Here is a 19,669-nt window from a genome sequence, read left to right as displayed (position 1 = left end):
ATTTTACTCCTTTTTTATGAGCTCATCATACTTGTTAAGTATGCAGATTGACTATTTGCGTTATTGATAGCTGTCTCCATTGCCGTAAATCTTGACCAGTATCTGTCTTCAATATTCTTTAATCTATCTTCAAAATCAGTTATTCTTGTACTATATTGATTCAATAATTTACCTAATGTAAATGTATTATTAACACTTGAAGATGAACCTGCCTTTGTTTTAATATCATTCATGGCAGTTTTCAAGTTTGCTCTAACCATTTGTGCCAAGCCATTTTCAGAAGAAGTTTTTGCACTGCTGTTTTGGAATAGCTTATAAACACTATTTGGGTCAGCGGTGATTGCTTCCTTTAGCTTGTCTTCATCGATTTCCAGCTTACCGCCTTCTAAATAATTGTTAGTAGTGGAAATTCCAATATCAGAAAGTCTTTTGAATGCTCCTCCTGTGTTCACAATAGAGCCAAGACTTGAACGCATTTTAGTTAAAACGCTGGAAAGGATTTGGTCATTCTTTAGTGTTCCACTCTTTGCCTTCGCATCCCACTTTTCAATCTCATCCTCTGACATCTCTTCCTTTTGTGCAGTAGTCAATGGAGCATAATCTCTGTACTTTGTTTCACTCATTTTATCGCTGATTTTTTCAATTATTTCATTATATTTGTCTACAAAGCTTTTAACCGAATCGTAGATGGAATCAACATCAGCCGTTGATGAGAACGTTACAGGTTTGCCTGATTCTGTGACTTGTTTAAGTGTTAGTTCAACACCGTTGATGCGGAAGGTGTTGGATGATCTTGTTGTCGCGACACCATTGTATACAAATTCAGCATTAGTTCCTTCAGTATTAACGCCTTGTGTAGTATCAGTATTGCTTGTACCCAACTTAAGGACATCTAATAAAGTGCCATCAGTACTAAGTGAGATTTCAGGTCCTCCTGTAACATCCCCAGTATTTTTTGCAGTAAAAGAAATTTGATTAGAGTTCGGATCATAAAATGCCGTAACACCTGATTGCTGATTTATTTTTGAAATAAGTGAATCCATCGTATCTGTTTGCGGATCAAAGGTTATATCTTTACTAGACATTGCACCATTTGAATCAATAGCAGCTACTGTTATTTTACTTCCAGTTATATTATAAGAACTTAATGTTCCAGTTGTACTATAGTTTGTTATACCAGTTTTTCCATCAGCTGTTGTTCCACTTCGCATAGAAGCAGCAGTTGCCAACTTGTCTATTTGTATGGAACCTGAAAAATCAACTGTAGATGTCATATTTTTAACACTCAATGCATCTGAATTAGATGAATTGATTGTCTTCTTAATAAATGTCGACTGTTTTGTGACGCCTTCTGACATTAGCGTATCCAATGACAGCAGCAAGGTGTTCATTTCGCGATAGTCGTCTCGCTGCCACTCTGTATATGTTTTCTTCTGATTCAACTTGTCCAACGGAACTCTTTCCGCAGTCATTAGCTGTTCTACTAAGGTGTCAATATCCATGCCGCTTGCAAGTCCGCCTATTCTTATTACCAAATTCCTCACCTCGTACTTTTTTTATATTTAAATCAATAGTGTATTGCTATTTTTTAAATATAATCATTGATTACTATTATTATCGGCCAGTCCTTTTCAGGCTTTAACATTTTATTAAGATATCTTACTTTTTACCTATATATAAAGTGTCTTCATTTAAAAAAGTCAGATGTAGTTTTTTTTAGGGTGACAGCATCTATTCCTATACATGCAAAAGATGCTGTCAATGTATGCATCAAATTTTTTTGTCTACCATTAATCCCAAATACTCTTTCATCGCAGCATGAATATCAAGCATTTTCTCTGAGGGTATTTCTCTTATGACCTCTTTTGTTTGATCATTGATAACTTGCACATAATACTCCTCAAGCTTATCGTGAAGCTGAAACTTAAGTGATGTGTGTGCTGGCATGAAATCATTCAAGCTGTCCATCAAGCCTTCAAGGTTTTTTCTCTCTTTTTCCTTATCGACTGGATTTACAGCCTTACTCCCTTCCGCTTGCGGTTCGGCAGTTGCCTCATTAACCTTCGTCACACTATTCTCATTGGTTTTGAGCTGTTGAGCTGAATAGACGCCATTTGAAGAATACTTTTCTATCATAGGCATTTCCCCCTAAAAAAAAAATATACTACCACCATTATATCGGCGGCTTCTTTCCTGTGTTTATAAAAAGGGAAGGCAGTTCGACAAATATGCCAAACTGCCTTCCCTTTTCTAATTAAATGGCGGAGAGCCGTGTCTTAGCTGGTTCATAACCAAGTTTAGCAGACTCCATATAATATCTTTTAGCATTTGGTACAGCGCCGATTGCTTCATAATAAACGCCTAAATTGTAAAGCGCTAGAAAACTGGCTGTTCCAGATAGGTATTCGATATGCTTTTTTTTGCTAATCTTCAAACATGCTGTAAAGCTTGCCTCTATTTTCGGAAGTAAGTGCACAGCTTCATTCAAATTCTTTAAACAATAGTCCAAATAAAACAGCCCTTTATAAAAGTGAAAATCAGTGACATTGTTTAAGCTTTGCTCATTTTCATGAATGACAGAAATTGTTTCTTTATTGACAAGCTCTTTTCCTGTCTGTATTAGCTCTAATATAAGCAGGTTATAATAGGTATCACGATGATTTACTAACCCATATGCCTTCTGGAGATGGTACCAAGATTCTTTAAGGGACTTACTTAGCCGGTATTCTTTTCCGAGTTGGTAATGGAAATAGGCATCGTTTGGATGTTTTTCTAATTCCTGAAGCAGGATTGGGATATTTCTTGCGCCTTTATCCTTATCAAAATAGCCGGTATGAGAAACCGTCACTCTCAAATCCACCCTTGCAAGATTTGAATCCAGCTGCTCGTGTATTGCCCCCTTATAGCGAACATAATTTGGGAAAAATCTTGATATATAGGAACTCGCTTCAAACTCTTCTCCATCTTTCTTGAACTTGCTGACGATTTTAATTCTGCCTATTTGGTTATTGACTATGACCTTTTCAAGCTCACTTCTTTTGCCGAATGTCACATACTCGTCAGCATCTAATACCAGAATATAGTCGCCAGTACATTTTTCAATTGCAAAATTACGGGCTTTTGAAAAATCATTTTCCCACTGAAATTGAAAAAGATTTATATTGGGATCCTCCTTCAAAACCTTTAGTGTACTATCTGTGGATCCCGTATCTACTACCACAATTTCATCTACTATTTTTTTTGCATTTAGTATGCATTTCCTAACTGAATTTTCTTCGTTTTTAACTATCATTGCTAACGATATTTTCATGTCCGTACCTAATTCTTTCAATTGTTAGAAATGGCCTTTTGCTTTATGAACTCCCAAACCCTGAACGAAGAAACGTCATCCTGATAATAATGAACAACATCCCGTACCTCCGCTCTCTCCTCAGCAAACTTCTCGCTATCTTTTAAGTTAGTAAGAACTGCTTCCTGTAGTTGTTCCTGTGTCGTCGCTTTAGCCCCTGGTGTCCAATTATCATAATTACCTAAAATAAATCCTCTAGTTGTTTTATACTGCTCCACATCAATAGGAAGAAAAATGATTGGTTTATCAATTAACAAATAGTCAAAGTATACAGAAGAATAATCTGTAAGCAGCAAATCGAACTTTCCTAAAACATCATACATGTCTAGGTTATTTTTTGATAGCATATCATGTGTCAACAAATGAACATGATCACCTAGTTCAATTCCATTTTTCAGCATATACTGTTCTTCAACTGGATGAAACTTAACAATCAATTCCAAATCATTGTTTTTCAAGAATGCAGTAAACTCTTCTGAATTAAAACTCTCAAATCCAAAGAAATGGTTTCTGTTCAACGTTGTATCCTGCCTGTTATTAAAAGCTGCCTTTCGATATGTCGGCATAAACATGATAAACTTTTTACCCTCTGTTTTAATTTGGAATATTCTTTCCAAAACAGACTTATCTTTATTAAGATGAGAATGTATTAACAAATCATTTCGAGGCATTCCGGTAATTTGAAATATTTCTGGATCTACTTTAAAACATTTTGTCATCATTTCGCTAAATTTATCCGAATAGGAGCAAACATAGTCGATATTTCCCCATCTTTCTGTCACAGCATTTCGGTCTGCTTCATTTCTATCTGCATGTCCCATTGCCTTTAATGGAAAACCATGCCATAAATCAATAATAGTTTGGTTTGGAACATATTGTTCCTTATCAAAAATGATATTTGCTTCTGTCAGAACAAGTATGTCTGCAGTAAGGACCTTTTGATAATACTCATCAGTCAGCCTTTGCTCCGTAATCTCCACTTCAAAGCTATCTGAAATGTGTTTAGGCATATTTTTATATAAAGCAGCAGTATTAGAAGAACTGCTGTTAGAAGTAGTTACTAAGAGCACCTTTTGTTTTCGTTGTTTTTCTGGACGCGATTTACTTGGATAATCATCCGTTAAGGTAAGTTCCGAAATCTTCCAGTTACCATTTTCATTGAAAAGCTTTGCAGAATAATGTAGCTTTTCTTTTACGGAAATATCCCCATCTTGGATTTCATTAACTAACAAAAAGCTTACTTTAGCCTTCATGAAGGTATAATCGATTAAATCAACTTTAGGATAACAGACGTATGCTATTACTTGTTCATTATCGCCTACTATTTGGTCGTCCTGCTGAAGAAGGTCCATAAATTCTTGCGAGAAATATTCCGCAAGTTTTTCCTGTACAACAGTCTCCCTTGTTGTCCCTAAATATTCAATCCCATTAATAACAGAATCAAGTATATTATTAACAACTTGAGATTTTCGATAGGAATTATCTTTTACAATGTGGGAAACCCTTTTATCAGATTGCTTCAAAAACAGTTCATGATGATACTGCAAAATCATCTCAATATTGTCAACTACCTTTAAATAATGGAACTTTTGAACACTTGCCTGACATGTTTCAATAGTAGGCAAGATGCTCTGATCTTCCCCAATTTTTTGAAGAATATCAGCAAGAGCATGAAAATCTCCAATCGGGTAAATCCAACCATTTTCCCCATCATTAATAATATCTGATGCGCCACTGCAATTTGTTGAAATAACAGGTATCCCTCTCCCAAGTGCTTCCATAAGAACGAGCGGAAGGCCTTCATAGTCAGAGCTCATAACAAGCGCAGATACTTCTTCTGCAACATCCCATGGATTTTCCTGCCAGCCATGAAACAGGATCTGATCCTTGATTCCCAGCTTATCTGCTAAGCTTCTTATTTCATCTCCATCCGGGCCTTCCCCTATACAATGAAGTCTCCAATCAGTTTCTAGTAATTCTAGTCCTTTGAAAAGAATGTCTAGCCTTTTTTGATGCTGATGAAGCCTTCCAACATACAGAAGCTCTACTGTTTTTCCGTCACTTCTTTTTATCGTCTCAAACTCGTTTCTAATGACAGGATTTCCTACATTATAAACTGGTTGCCCTTCAAAAATACTATTACCTATGCTGTCACCAATTTGAGAGGATATAGCAAGATGAGCTTCACTATATCTTAACATGTTTTCATTTCCATAATATTCTGGTGGACCATGAAGCCATGAAAGTACTGGGGCCATCCTTCCTTCCACACTAGAAATAGCAGAACGGCATATATAACTTATACTTGGTGCATGTGTCGCAAGGACAATATCTGGCTTTCCTGCCTCTTTCAATTTATTAGCATATCCTTTGGACAATGATTGCAGTGTTTCACTTTCAAGGTTTCCCATTTCTCCATAATAATAGAGTTCAGGCAGGCTCTGTTCCCAGTCTGGATTTTGAGAAGGATAAGATTGAAAAAATCTTACCCTATGCCCTTTTTTTGTCAGTTCTGTACTTACTGTAGCTACTACATCTTCTAAACCACCACGGCCAGCGGCATACACTAATACAATATCAATAATCATTCTTTAACCCCTTTTGAATAATCCTTTTCTATAATAGATACTTTTCCAAATAAACGCTTCCTTTAAAAGTCTCTAATGCTTTTTTTACTGTAGTATTAAACAAGTGATCATCAATTGGGTTCTCCAGTAAAATTTTACAGAATCTGAAGTCATTTTCGAATAACAAATTAGCATATTTTGTGAATTCAATAGCATTCTGATCATTTTCGGTTTCAAATAGACCATTTATTATATTCAGGAAATCTTGTTCAGAATAAACATCCCAGTCACATGCATTGTATAATTGAAGACCCTCTCCTTTAAAATCATTCTCATAAAGAATAGCTGCTACCTTCACAAGTGCAGAATCTGTTAATAACTGTTTATTATTCAATAAACTGGATGCTAAATCATATTTCTTATAATTCATAAGAATTTGGAGGGAACCTAAAAATAATTCTGCTTCATCTAATTTTTCCACTGTTATATTATTTAATAATTTAACCAACATACTTATGTGCTCGTCTTTCTCAAAGGCAGCAATAAGCAAAGGTGAATGGTTACCTTCTACGAGCCTATTTCTTAATAAATATAAATCAATAATGTTTAGCATTTGTTTCTTATTTAAACGCTCAACTAATTGTGGATTTAACAAGTCTTTAAACTCTTCTATATTTCCTGTACCAGTTAAACAGTAATTTTTAAGTTTGTATATTCTCTCTAACAGATTGTCTTCATTATTATATTTTAAAAATGGTTCAATTATAATTGGTTTTCCAATATCAAAACACGCTGACATGTAATAGCTTAAATTATTTTTATTAATCAGATCATTTCTTTCAATAAATTGTATAATCTCATCTTCAGAATGGAATTTATTTAAAATATAAATAATCTTTTTAATGCTGTCACTATCCAATTTATTTATGTTCAATACGTTCATATAATGGTAAATAGCTTTGTCATATACTTTCTCATAGTTGTATATATCTCCAAGCCTTCTGTGTGGCATTTGGTCTTTCAAGTCTGGTCTTAAGATTGTATGATTATACTTTTCACTATTGTTTATTATCTCTTCAAAGTAATACTTGGCATCATCATATTGTCCTCTAACGAAACTAATCTCACCTTTTAAGAAAATCATTTCGAATGAGCCTGGATATAGCTCTATAGAATCATCAATCACATTAACTGCATCATTATATCTCTTTAATTGTATTAACACACTTATTATCTGGATAACAGTAGAGGCCACCCATGATAATTGATAACTGCTCTTTAAGTTATAAGCATTTGTGTATGCTTTTAATGCCTCTTCAAACTCTCCTTGTGAATAAAATTCATTACCTAAATTGAAATAATCAAATGCATTATTACTTTCCTGCATTTCTTTATCAAGAAGGTCTTTATTCCTTTCATTCTTTCCCTTTTCTGCCACTGTTTGATTCATGTATCCAGAGTGAAATACAGAAAGCTTTGCTATACTTCCGTTCAGTGATTGTCCATCAATACCCTTTAATTGTTCATGAATAGCACGATAATAGGCAATCTCTTTGTTATTTTTATACACGCGGTCATGATAATTTTGAACTAATTTCTCTCCATACAAACCAGTAAAATTGATTATTTTAACACCATATGTGTCAAATTCGCCATTATCTTCTTCTAACCCATTAATAAAATCATGATAATTTTCCTCATCAATAAATTCATCAGCATCTAATACTAAAATCCAGTCACCAGTTGCATGTTCTGCAGCATAATTCCTTGCAGCCGAAAAATCATTAACCCATTCAAAGTCATATAATTTAGACGTATATTTACTTGCAATTTCCTTCGTTTTGTCTGTTGACCCTGTATCTACAATAATCACTTCATCAACTAAATGTGCAACTGATGCCAAGCAGCGATCCAATACATTCTCTTCATTTTTTACAATCATGCATAATGATACTTTTATATTCACGATTATTCCTCCTGATAGTTAATAATGCTAATAAAAATATCGTGCTTTAATAAAACGAAGCACGATATTTCAATAGAACTACTAAATTATTTTATTATTGAAGTAATTGTAGTACGCCTTGTGGCTGTTGGTTTGCTTGTGCCAGCATTGATTGAGCTGCTTGAGAAAGAATTGAGTTCTTCGTTTGGTTCATCATTTCTTTCGCCATGTCTACGTCACGTACACGAGATTCAGCAGCTGTCAAGTTCTCAGATGATGTATCCAAATTGTTGATTGTGTGCTCAAGACGGTTTTGTAATGCACCAAGGTTTGAACGTTGTGTGGAAACTGACTTGATTGCAGCATCTAGTGTTGAAATTGTGCCACTTGCAAGCGTGTTAGATCCTACTGAAATTTTTGCAGCTGTAAGACCAAGACTAGCTGCACCCATTCCACTAATTGAGAAGTTAATAGTTTGTCCATTATTAGCTCCTACTTGTAGTGTTGCTGAGAAAGAACCTTTTAATAGGTTTTGCGTATTGAATTCAGTTGTATTTGCAATACGGTCCACTTCAGACATTAATTGGTTCAATTCTGTTTGAATTTGCGTTCTGTCATCAGTAGTGTTCGTGTCGTTACCACCTTGTACAGCTAGTTCACGCATACGTTGAAGGATTGCATGTGTTTCGTTCAATGCACCTTCAGCTGTTTGGATTAAAGAGATACCATCTTGTGAGTTACGAGATGCTTGATCCAAACCGCGGATTTGTCCACGCATTTTTTCAGAGATTGCTAGTCCAGCAGCATCGTCACCAGCACGGTTGATACGTTGACCTGAAGATAATTTCTCCATTGATTTAGATTGAGCAGTTGTTGCAGAGCTCAATTGACGGTATGTGTTTAATGCAGCGATATTATGATTGATTCTCATTGTAAAGCTTCCTCCTTGAATTTGGTGTCCACGTCCTTGTGGACATTCTTATTTTTAGAGCAGGGGAGAATTTGTCTTCCCGGCTCTACTTTATATATCGGACATATAGTTTTTTGTTTAACCTGTTTTTATAAAGTTTTTATAATTTAAATCTCTAGGATTACAAAACTTTATAAAGGATATAAAACTACATACTATGTCACCAATAAGAAAAATTCAATATAAGCAAAGAGAAGCATTCACCAATAAATTAAAGAATCTAAATTCACAATATCTTTATATTTATTATTCACTTATACTCTACATTTCATACAAACAAAGGATAAATCGTTAAAAGAAAGTTAAAAGATATTAAATAAATTATTGAAGTAATTGCAGTACGCCTTGCGGCTGTTGGTTTGCTTGTGCAAGCATTGATTGAGCTGCTTGAGAAAGAATTGAATTCTTTGTTTGTGTCATCATTTCTTTCGCCATGTCGACGTCACGAACACGAGATTCAGCTGCAGTCAAGTTCTCAGATGATGTATCCAAGTTGTTGATTGTGTGCTCAAGGCGATTTTGTAATGCTCCAAGGTTTGAACGTTGCGTAGATACTGTTTTGATAGCTTTATCAAGAGCAGAAATAGAAGCACCTGCTTCAGCATTTGTTCCAACACTGATTGTTCCAGAGATCCCAAGGCCATCAGCACCCATTGCGCTAATAGAGAAGTTGATTGTTTGTCCATCGTTCGCCCCCACTTGAAGCGTCGCAGAGAATGAGCCTTTTAATAGGTTTTGTGTGTTGAATTCCGTTGTATCGGCAATACGATCGATTTCCTTTGTTAATTGGTCAATTTCTGTTTTAATTTGTGCTCTATCATCAGTAGTGTTTGTATCATTACCACCTTGAACAGCTAGCTCACGCATACGTTGTAGGATTGCATGTGTTTCGTTCAATGCACCTTCAGCTGTTTGGATTAAAGAGATACCATCTTGTGAGTTACGAGATGCTTGATCCAAGCCACGGATTTGTCCACGCATTTTTTCAGAGATTGCAAGACCAGCAGCATCGTCACCAGCACGGTTGATACGTTGACCTGAAGACAATTTCTCCATGGATTTAGATTGAGCGTTTGTTGCTGAACTTAATTGACGATATGTGTTTAATGCAGCGATATTGTGATTGATTCTCATTGTAATTATCCTCCTTGAATTTAGGTGTCCACATCCTTGTGAACTTAAGTTTTTAGGATTAGGGAAGCGGCCGCTCCTCCCCTCTCTACTTTATATATCGGTATAGTATTTTATCATTTAACTTTTTATTCATTTTTATCATTTGGTAAGTTTTAACTCTATCGAAAATGACTTCACCATTATGGTTTTACCAAATTAAATATATTAAAATACCAAATCTCGTACAGTATAATAGAATAATAAATAGCGTCCTTATTAAGGGTTCGTATTATTTGCAACATTTTTAATATAAGAATAAGGGATAAAAATACTGTCAATGAAATACTATCAATTGACCTGACTCAATAAAGAAAAGAGAAATGCCTTAAAATAAGGCATTTCTCTTTTTAAAACATAATATTAATTATTGAAGTAATTGCAGTACGCCTTGTGGCTGTTGGTTCGCTTGTGCAAGCATTGATTGAGCTGCTTGAGAAAGAATTGAATTCTTCGTTTGTGTCATCATTTCTTTCGCCATGTCGACGTCACGTACACGAGATTCAGCTGCCGTTAAGTTCTCAGATGATGTATCCAAGTTGTTGATTGTGTGCTCTAGACGGTTTTGTAATGCACCAAGGTTTGAACGTTGTGTGGAAACTGTTTTGATTGCTTCATCCAACTTAGAGATAGATGAGCTTGCAGCTGCGTTTGAAGTCACGCTAAGTGATCCAACAGATAATCCAGCACTATCCATCTTAGAAATAGAGAAGTTGATTGTTTGTCCATCATTAGCTCCAACTTGTAGAGTTGCAGAGAATGAACCACCTAGTAGGTTTTGCGTGTTGAACTCAGTTGTATTTGCAATACGGTCGATTTCAGAAGTCAATTGCGTTAACTCTGTTTGAATTTGGATTCTGTCATCAGTAGTATTAGTGTCGTTACCACCTTGTACAGCTAGTTCACGCATACGTTGTAGGATTGCATGTGTTTCGTTCAATGCACCTTCAGCTGTTTGGATTAAAGAGATACCATCTTGTGAGTTACGAGATGCTTGATCCAAGCCGCGGATTTGCCCACGCATTTTTTCAGAGATTGCAAGACCAGCAGCGTCATCACCAGCACGGTTGATACGTTGACCTGAAGATAATTTCTCCATTGATTTAGATTGAGCGTTTGTTGCTGAGCTTAATTGACGGTATGTGTTTAATGCAGCGATATTATGGTTGATTCTCATTGTAATTTTCCTCCTTGAATTTAGGTGTCCACATCCTTATGGACTTTTTATTTTTAGATTTAGGGAAGCGGCCGCTCCTCCCCTCTCTAATTTATATATCGGTATATCTTTTTTCTATTTAACTTATTATAAAATTTATTTCATGGTAGGTTATACCAATATAATTCTAGATTATATTTTACACCTTTATCACTATTAATTATTTTAAAATAACAAAATCCCAACAACAGAAATTGATTTACAAAATAACCTTTATTAAGAGTGTCTAATAATCCCAACTTATCACATATCAAGCCCAAAACACCGTCAGCGTAATTCTATTAATTGACCTGACTCAATAAAAAAAGAATACCTTAAATAAAATCAGGTATTCTTTTTTTAAACAAACTATTTATTAATTACTGAAGTAATTGTAACACGCCTTGTGGTTGCTGGTTTGCTTGTGCAAGCATTGATTGAGCTGCTTGTGAAAGAATAGAGTTCTTCGTTTGCGTCATCATTTCTTTCGCCATGTCGACATCACGAACACGAGATTCAGCTGCAGTCAAGTTCTCAGATGATGTATCCAAGTTGTTGATTGTGTGCTCTAAACGGTTTTGTAATGCACCAAGGTTTGAACGTTGCGTAGAAACCGTTTTGATCGCTTTATCCAGAGCAGAGATAGAAGCACCTGCTTCAGCATTTGTTCCAACACTGATTGTTCCAGAGATTCCAAGGCCTTCAGCACCCATTGCACTTATAGAGAAGTTGATTGTTTGTCCATCGTTCGCCCCCACTTGAAGCGTCGCAGAGAATGAACCTTTTAATAAGTTCTGTGTGTTAAATTCCGTTGTATCGGCAATACGGTCGATTTCTTTTGTTAATTGGTCAATTTCTGTTTTGATTTGCGCTCTATCATCTGTAGTGTTTGTATCATTACCACCTTGAACAGCCAGCTCACGCATACGTTGCAGGATTGCATGTGTTTCGTTTAATGCGCCTTCAGCTGTTTGAATTAAAGAGATACCATCTTGTGAGTTGCGAGATGCTTGATCCAAGCCGCGGATTTGTCCACGCATTTTTTCAGAAATTGCCAGACCAGCAGCATCGTCACCAGCACGGTTGATACGTTGACCTGAAGACAATTTCTCCATTGATTTAGATTGAGCGTTTGTTGCAGAGCTTAATTGACGGTATGTGTTTAATGCAGCGATATTATGGTTGATTCTCATTGTAATTTTCCTCCCTGAATGTAAGTGTCCACATCCTTGTGAACGTTAAAGTTTTTTTATGATCAGGAAAGTTCTGCAGCTCTTTCCTTATCTATCTTATATATCGGGAATTCGATTCTCGCATTAACAAGTAGATATTCCCAATATACCTTCCTGGAGAGCTTTTAAGTATTAATAAAAACAGAAATAGATCTTAAAACAAAAAAGGACTGTCTATAAATAGACAATCCTCTTTTGATAAAAGAATGATACAAATTATTGAAGTAATTGAAGTACGCCTTGTGGCTGTTGGTTTGCTTGTGCCAGCATTGATTGAGCTGCTTGAGAAAGAATTGAATTCTTCGTTTGATTCATCATTTCTTTCGCCATGTCTACGTCACGTACACGAGATTCAGCAGCAGTCAAGTTCTCAGATGATGTATCCAAGTTGTTGATTGTGTGCTCTAGGCGGTTTTGCAATGCACCAAGGTTTGAACGTTGTGTAGAAACTGACTTAATCGCAGCATCTAGTGTTGAAATTGCTCCACTTGCAAGCAAGTTAGATCCTACTGAAATTTTTGCAGCTGTAAGACCAAGACTAGCTGCACCCATTCCACTAATTGAGAAGTTAATAGTTTGTCCATTATTAGCTCCTACTTGTAGTGTTGCTGAGAAAGAACCTTTTAATAGGTTTTGCGTATTGAATTCAGTTGTATTTGCAATACGGTCCACTTCAGACATTAATTGGTTCAATTCTGTTTGAATTTGCGTTCTGTCATCAGTAGTGTTCGTGTCGTTACCACCTTGTACAGCTAGTTCACGCATACGTTGAAGGATTGCATGTGTTTCGTTCAATGCACCTTCAGCTGTTTGGATTAAAGAGATACCATCTTGTGAGTTACGAGATGCTTGATCCAAACCGCGGATTTGTCCACGCATTTTTTCAGAGATTGCTAGTCCAGCAGCATCGTCACCAGCACGGTTGATACGTTGACCTGAAGATAATTTCTCCATTGATTTAGATTGAGCAGTTGTTGCAGAGCTCAATTGACGGTATGTGTTTAATGCAGCGATATTATGATTGATTCTCATTGTAATTTTCTCCTCCGTGAATGTTCTGTCCACATCCTTGTGGACTTCATTTTTTAGGATCGGGGAAGGTCGGCCGCCCTTCCCCTCTCTAACATATATATCGGCAGGAGAAATTTTTGTTTAATATTTTTTATACTTTTTTATTGATTTTTTTTAAACACATTTAAAACACTGCTAATATCGACAGATGCTGCTTTGTTTTCGTTATAAATTTGATCAAAAATTTCCTTGCGGTGTATTTCAACTTGTTTAGGTGCTTTAATGCCTATCTTCACTTGGTCTCCGCTGACAGACACGACAGTCAATTCAATATCATTGCCTATTTTTATTACTTCTCCAACTTTTCTTGATAGTACAAGCATCTCCTCACCCCTTTACCGCTTCTGATTGTTGTGAAAAAATACTGTGCTTTGTTTTATAATGCGGCAGGTTCAGAATGATTTGCTGGGCCTTATTGTTTTTCATGTTCAACACAATAGGCGCTTGCAGGTTAGCAGTTGAATTTGGAAATGGATCCTGCACTGTCAGAATGGTAAACAAGAGAACTTCTTTTTCAGACTCTAATTCTAAAAAGCTTGTGATAGGCTCTTCCAGATCGAACTCATATTCCTTGAAAAAAACAAAAGGATTGGCAATAACAAAACCAAGGTTTTCATTTGTTACTGACTGAAGGATAAAAACATGCTCTTGTTCATCGATTGGCAAAATAACAAATTGTCTTTCCTCTTCAAAAGCAGGAATCCCCTTTGGAAAATGGATTATTTCCTTATCTGTTATTTCTTTTTCTCCATGAAATCTTGTATTAATTTTCAATTACATCAGTCCTTTTAGTTTGATTGTTGATAGTTTACCCCATTGGACTTTAAATTTTCAAAATGAATTTCTAAACTTGGATATTGAACCAAATCTGTAATGACCTTACCAGGCGTATAGTCAATTATTGGCTTGTTTTGGTTCACTTCAATAATTGGATCACGAGTTTCAACATTTGTTTTTACATAGCCGGGATCATAGTTAATTTTGACACTGTTTGCCGGAGGTATCCAGCCGAGCCCAAACTCCTTCTGAGGACCTTCGCTATTCCGCTTAGCTATCGCTTGGATTGGCTTGCCATTATTCTGGATTGCTCCAAGCTGGTCTGCTTCCTGCACTCGCCTTGCAATCCCCTTCAGCCATTCTTGGCGGCCTTTTCGCACATAATCATCAATGAATCTTTCTCTTGTTTTCATTCCTTCATATGCTCTCGCTTCTGTTTGATCAATTGTTAAAGTCGCCGCCTTTTTGTCGATAGTCAGAATCGCCTCCGGTTGCTCAATATGCAAATCAGCAGGCCTTTGCTCCATAGAAACTTGTGGTTGGAGTATTGTCAGTCCAAGCTTACCAGGAGTTGAATCTATTCTAATTTGCGGAATTTGCATACATAACACGCTCCTTTCTATAAAAAAAAGCTATTCCTTTCAGAATAGCTTCGCTGTTTCTCCTAATATTCAGGTGATATTTACCATAGATAATATGGTCAAAATGAGCTCATCAGCCTGAATAATGAAGGAACTTGGTTACATCATTTCAAGAAGTCAATCAATGACGTTTGAATGATTTTTGCTCCTACACTCAATGAAGCATTATGAACACTTTGCTGCACAGACAGGTTAGTGATGGCAACTTCCATATCAACATCTTCATTGTCTGAAAGAACCTTGTTCGCAAGGATTTCCTGTGCATCAATTCTTGATTCAACCATTTCTAACCGGTTATATCTCGCGCCAAGCTCTGACTTTTCACTTGATAAAGAATTCATGACAGAATCAAGTCTTGTCAGCAAATCATCCAAACCAGTACTATCGTTGTTTGCCATTTTGTCTTGGATTTCTTGGACAACATCAAACATCTCTTGATTGAATGTTGCAGGGTTCACGTTTGCCTTCATAGAGACACCACTTGAAACCTCTACTTTATAACTGTCTATAGAACCATCTGTTAAGTTCGCTGCGACTTGTGGTGGATCTCCTGCTGTTACAGGTGGATTAGAAACATCAGTACCATGAAAAAGATACTTTCCATTCACCTTCGTGTTAGCCACATTTACCAAATCTTCTTTAATTTGATTGATTTCCTCAGCGATAGCATTTCTTTCATCCTTGCCGTTCGTATCTGTTTTCCCTTGAAGAAGCAATTCTCTGACACGGTCTAATCCAGAACTAGCCTGGTTCATTGAAGACTCTGAGTTATCCATCCACAGGTACAGCTCTGAAAGGTTACGTTTATATTGCTCTACCTCTGACAGACTGGACCGATAGTACATTCCCTTCATCGCTACAACTGGATCATCTGACGGTTTTGTGATTTTTTTCCCTGTTTGTACTTGGTTAGATAATTGGTTCAGCTTATTATAGCTGCTGCTAATATTACGCAAGCTGTTTGCTGAAAGCATTGATTGTGTTACGCGCATTGCTTAATCACCTATCTCCCTCCGACACCCATGCCGTTTATTATCGTATCTAAAAGTTCATCCGTTAAAGAAATCATTCTTGCAGCAGCATTATAAGCCTGCTGGAATTGAATCATATTCGTCATTTCTTCATCCAAAGAAACAGCACTTGTACTCAGTCGTTTGTTTTCAACAGTCTGCTGTAATGTTGTCGCATTGGAAGTCATCTTTTCTGCTTCTTGTGCACTAACTGCCATACTTCCGATTACACCCTCGTAATAGTTACGGAAATTAGAAGTCTGCGAATTGTTTCCATAATCGTAGCTTTGGTTAATGATGTCAGCCAACTTGCTCACAATTGTCGCATCCCCGAGTGTCGCTTTCGTTGGATCTGTACCAGGATCAGCATTCGCAATATTATCTAAGCTGCTCTCAATGCTAGCGGAAATCGATATTCTGCTTGCAAAGCCACTTCGATCTGTAATCGAACCATCCGCACTTTCTGCGTCAGCAAAAAAGGATATAGACTGGTTTTCGCCTGCTTTAATTTCGTTCGGGCTCATCCCTTGTTGGTGAACCTCATTGAATTTTGTCGCAAATGTGTATGCTAAATTATCTAATTCTGTCAGCATATCATTATATATTCCAGCTTTATTACCATCTGCATCTTCATAACCATATGCTTCTACAATACTCTTTAATTTTCCAGTAGATTCATAGTCATTTATATTAATCTCGTTATCTCCGATTGTTATGCTTTTGACAGCACTGTCATCAGCATTGCTGTTCACCTTAAAAGTGTTATAACCATTTTTATCTACCAATGTTCCTAATGAGTTGCCTTTATCATCAACAAGCGTAACAATTGCTTTTCCTTCAGCTTGTGCAAGTGAGTGGCCGCCAGATGCTTCATATGAGACTTTAATGTTTGCATATGAAGAAAGTTCATCAAGCAAGCTGTCCCTTTGATCATATAAATCATTCGGCAAGTAGCCATTTGGCTCCACACTACCAATTTGTTTGTTAACCTGGTCAAGCTGGCTAAGAATTGTATTAACGGCCTTTTCCGCAACACCAAGTTCATTTTTCGCATCACTTTTTTCTGCTGCTACTGTTTTATATAAATAGTTAAATGTTTCAGAAACGGCAATCCCACGCTGACGCACAACAGCACGTGCCCCTGAGTTCTGTGGGTCTGTTGCTAAATCCTGCAATGACTCCCAAAAAGAATCCATCGAAGTAGACAGACCAGAATCAGATGGTTCATTCATAATCGTCTCTAGGTTACTTAATGCTGCTGAACGATTCTCCCAATAACCAAGCTTGCTTGACTCTGAGCGGTATTGTGTATCAAGGAAGCTGTCTCTGATTCTGTTTACAGAACCTGCAACAACGCCTGTCCCTAATTGCCCGGCAATTCTCGGAGCATTTTGTCCCACTCCTGGAAAGCTTTGAGCTTGCTCTAAGTCAACTCTTTGACGAGTGTAGCCAAGTGTATTAGCATTTGAAATGTTATTTCCTGTTGTATAAAGTGCACTTTGCTGTGCGACTAGCCCTCTTCTGGCTGTTTCAAGCCCCATAAAGGTTGATCCCATAATTATCCTCCATTATGCTTTCATATTTAAAAGACTGCTTGATGTTTTTCCGATGCTGTCTGTTTGTACAGTGTTTCCATTTACCGGTTTTCCGTAGTTTAGGCTTTGCTTTGTTGGTTTTAACAAGCTTAATGATACATTTACAAATTGCATTGATTGTCTTAACAGCTGCTGATTCAACGTATTCGCATCTTTTAAATCACTTATGATGCTGCGCAGCTTATCTGCTATTTCCCCTGCTCGCTTGGCATCTGCTGGCTGCAGCAGCTCCAAGCAATCTGAAATGGTAGGATTGTGAACGGTCTTGACAATGTTCCGGCAAACTTCCATTCTTGCCGCTTCCAGCTTTTGAATGCTCATGACTTGCGCTTGCTCATCTTTCATCACTTGCTGAAGGGACTCAATATCCCCCTTCTTTATGATCTCTGTTTTGTTTTTCGCCACCTCATACAGCTTTGCATGGGAGTTGACGAGCTCTTCCAGCACTTCAATCAATAAGGACGCAGACATTAGAGACCCTCCTTTTAAAAATTAGTTAGCCTGATTATTTTTCGCATAGAAATTCACGATGCTGCTCGCAACATCTTCTGCACGGACTTGATATGTGCCATTTTGAATTTCCTTTTTAAGTGCTTCAATTTTTTCAGTTCTCGCTTGTGACACTTGTGTCACTTGCTGAAGCTCTTTAGCTGCAGAAGAGATTTCAATTTTATCTGTTCCCCTTACTGCCTCTGATTTTACTTGATCTATTTTATTGACTTGTTTTTTGTATGGGTTAATTCCTTGTGTTCCATAATTATTAATTTTCATCGTTATTCCTCGCTTTCTTTTTTCCGTACAGAAAAGCTCTACCTCTAGTATCGGATGATTAGCGTTTTATTTAAACATTTCCTTCGCTTTTTCTTAAAATGCGCCAAAAAGACTAATTTAAAACTAAAAAACCAAGAGTATTTTACTATATTGAAGAAATCGTGTCGTGAGGCTTGTTTCCTGGAGATATAAGCAGAAGGAAAGCAGTGTCATCTGGGCTGTCAAGCACAGCCCCAGATCATTAGGTTCACACTCAAATTATTTGCCTGACAAATAAGTGGACGATTTTGCCTGCCTCTTCCGTTCTTCTTCTACCTCTAAATTCTTTATATCCCCCTGAAGGCTCGATAAACAGCTTGTACAAAGCTTACCTTCTCTAATTTGAGTACCACATTTTGCACAAGGATATCCTAGGTTTGGAAATTGGGACAGCTTAATTCGGCCTTTTTTTATCCATTTATATATTAACGATTTTTCCACACCAGTATTTGCTACGACTTGCTCCATCGGTGCTGTTCTGTTTTGCTTCTTACGAATGAATTGATATACCTTCTCGTAATCCTCTTCTTCTTTTTTATAGCACTTAGGGCAAATATCCCTAAGATTATTTACAACATAAATGTCCCCACACTTAGGACAATTAGCTAAATCAGCCATTGTTTCTTTCCCTCCATTAGTAATCTTCATCTTGCAATAGTAAAGGAATAAACTGTACTTGCTCCTGCGGCCTTTAATACCTTCGCTGCCTGCCTTACTGTTGCACCTGTAGTATATATATCGTCAACCAGCAGAACATGTTGAGCATTACAACCAGTATTAATTGTCGCTGAGAATGCAGCAGTATTTTCCAATCGAGCCTGCCGTTCTTTCTTAGACTGTTTTTCACCATGGGTTCTGGTTAAAAGCTGTTTATTCTTTATTTGAGCATACTCAAGAATTGCTTCTGCCTGATTAAAGCCCCTTTCGTACAATCTTTCAGCACTTAATGGAATAGGAGTAATAAGCTTTCCTTTCACCAACGCTTTCGGAAAATATTCAGCAAAAGCACCTGCAACTTGATGATCTCCTCGATATTTAAACTGCGCAATCTTCTCTTTCAAAAAATCATTATAACGAAAAATAGAGGTGTTTCCGTCCAGCACGCCTTTCCAACTCGGGTTGTTTTCCCATTTATAGCAATCAAGACAAACATCCCCTTTTTTGTAGCGTGCATCAACTAACGCAAAAGGACGACAGCACATGGTACATCGTTCACCTTCAATTATCTCTAATTTGCTATTACAGTCCTCACATAATAAGAATGTCTTTTGTTTCTGAAACAAATAAGTCCAATCTAAGACTGGCCGTAGTGAGGTTAAGCAAAACGTGCAATTCAT

General features: G+C 36.9%; 19 protein-coding genes. All 19 read right to left on the bottom strand.

Translation table 11 applies throughout. The features are described 5' to 3' along the window. Positions 1-14: 14 nt before the first annotated feature. Entirely contained in the window at positions 15-1,535 is a 1,521-nt protein-coding gene (locus tag CEQ21_RS15660; protein WP_185765328.1) for a flagellar hook-associated protein 2, read from the bottom strand. A 235-nt stretch (positions 1,536-1,770) separates the two neighbouring features. Continuing rightward, complete coding sequence (gene flaG / locus CEQ21_RS15655; protein ID WP_185765327.1) at positions 1,771-2,136, bottom strand: flagellar protein FlaG; 366 nt, start codon at positions 2,134-2,136, stop codon at positions 1,771-1,773. Between the two features lie 118 nt (positions 2,137-2,254). Continuing rightward, positions 2,255-3,310 carry a glycosyltransferase family 2 protein gene (locus CEQ21_RS15650; protein WP_185765326.1) on the bottom strand — a complete coding sequence of 352 codons (1,056 nt, stop codon included), beginning with the start codon at positions 3,308-3,310 and terminating at the stop codon, positions 2,255-2,257. A 17-nt stretch (positions 3,311-3,327) separates the two neighbouring features. Further along, entirely contained in the window at positions 3,328-5,937 is a 2,610-nt protein-coding gene (locus tag CEQ21_RS15645) for a CDP-glycerol glycerophosphotransferase family protein (protein WP_185765325.1), read from the bottom strand. A gap of 28 nt (positions 5,938-5,965) precedes the next feature. Next, positions 5,966-7,882 carry a glycosyltransferase gene (locus tag CEQ21_RS15640; RefSeq protein ID WP_185765324.1) on the bottom strand — a complete coding sequence of 639 codons (1,917 nt, stop codon included), beginning with the start codon at positions 7,880-7,882 and terminating at the stop codon, positions 5,966-5,968. Between the two features lie 94 nt (positions 7,883-7,976). Beyond that, the gene (gene hag, locus CEQ21_RS15635; protein WP_185765323.1) at positions 7,977-8,792 is read right to left on the bottom strand and encodes a flagellin Hag; all 816 of its coding nucleotides are present in this window, start codon (positions 8,790-8,792) and stop codon (positions 7,977-7,979) included. A gap of 360 nt (positions 8,793-9,152) precedes the next feature. Continuing rightward, on the bottom strand, positions 9,153-9,965 hold the full coding sequence (hag, locus tag CEQ21_RS15630) for a flagellin Hag (protein WP_185765322.1): 813 nt from the start codon (positions 9,963-9,965) through the stop codon (positions 9,153-9,155). 403 nt (positions 9,966-10,368) lie between these two features. Next, entirely contained in the window at positions 10,369-11,178 is an 810-nt protein-coding gene (locus CEQ21_RS15625) for a flagellin N-terminal helical domain-containing protein (protein WP_144453862.1), read from the bottom strand. 398 nt (positions 11,179-11,576) lie between these two features. Next, positions 11,577-12,389 carry a flagellin Hag gene (gene hag / locus CEQ21_RS15620; protein ID WP_144453860.1) on the bottom strand — a complete coding sequence of 271 codons (813 nt, stop codon included), beginning with the start codon at positions 12,387-12,389 and terminating at the stop codon, positions 11,577-11,579. A 255-nt stretch (positions 12,390-12,644) separates the two neighbouring features. Beyond that, positions 12,645-13,460 (bottom strand): flagellin Hag, encoded by an 816-nt coding sequence (gene hag / locus CEQ21_RS15615; RefSeq protein WP_185765321.1) that lies wholly within the window; start codon positions 13,458-13,460, stop codon positions 12,645-12,647. A 140-nt stretch (positions 13,461-13,600) separates the two neighbouring features. Further along, positions 13,601-13,822, bottom strand: a complete 222-nt coding sequence (gene csrA / locus CEQ21_RS15610; RefSeq protein ID WP_127738220.1) for a carbon storage regulator CsrA — start codon at positions 13,820-13,822, stop codon at positions 13,601-13,603. A 4-nt stretch (positions 13,823-13,826) separates the two neighbouring features. Beyond that, a complete protein-coding gene (gene fliW, locus CEQ21_RS15605; protein ID WP_144453867.1) occupies positions 13,827-14,273 on the bottom strand; it encodes a flagellar assembly protein FliW in 447 nt (148 codons plus the stop codon). Between the two features lie 14 nt (positions 14,274-14,287). Then, positions 14,288-14,878 (bottom strand): DUF6470 family protein, encoded by a 591-nt coding sequence (locus CEQ21_RS15600; RefSeq protein WP_185765320.1) that lies wholly within the window; start codon positions 14,876-14,878, stop codon positions 14,288-14,290. Between the two features lie 143 nt (positions 14,879-15,021). Continuing rightward, positions 15,022-15,909, bottom strand: coding sequence for a flagellar hook-associated protein FlgL (gene flgL / locus CEQ21_RS15595; RefSeq protein ID WP_185765319.1), 888 nt, complete (start codon positions 15,907-15,909; stop codon positions 15,022-15,024). Positions 15,910-15,920: 11 nt separating this feature from the next. Continuing rightward, entirely contained in the window at positions 15,921-17,483 is a 1,563-nt protein-coding gene (gene flgK, locus CEQ21_RS15590) for a flagellar hook-associated protein FlgK (RefSeq protein WP_185765318.1), read from the bottom strand. A 12-nt stretch (positions 17,484-17,495) separates the two neighbouring features. Then, the gene (locus CEQ21_RS15585) at positions 17,496-17,993 is read right to left on the bottom strand and encodes a flagellar protein FlgN (RefSeq protein WP_185765317.1); all 498 of its coding nucleotides are present in this window, start codon (positions 17,991-17,993) and stop codon (positions 17,496-17,498) included. Between the two features lie 21 nt (positions 17,994-18,014). Then, complete coding sequence (flgM, locus tag CEQ21_RS15580; protein WP_185765316.1) at positions 18,015-18,293, bottom strand: flagellar biosynthesis anti-sigma factor FlgM; 279 nt, start codon at positions 18,291-18,293, stop codon at positions 18,015-18,017. Positions 18,294-18,551: 258 nt separating this feature from the next. Further along, positions 18,552-18,950: a TIGR03826 family flagellar region protein gene (locus tag CEQ21_RS15575; RefSeq protein ID WP_185765315.1), complete on the bottom strand. Its 399-nt coding sequence runs from the start codon at positions 18,948-18,950 to the stop codon at positions 18,552-18,554. A gap of 26 nt (positions 18,951-18,976) precedes the next feature. Further along, a complete protein-coding gene (locus tag CEQ21_RS15570) occupies positions 18,977-19,669 on the bottom strand; it encodes a ComF family protein (protein ID WP_185765314.1) in 693 nt (230 codons plus the stop codon).

This window comes from Niallia circulans (assembly GCF_007273535.1).
Lineage (GTDB): Bacteria > Bacillota > Bacilli > Bacillales > Cytobacillaceae > Niallia > Niallia circulans_B.
Note: the sequence above shows the minus strand (reverse complement) of the source record. Positions and strands in the feature narration are given on the sequence as shown.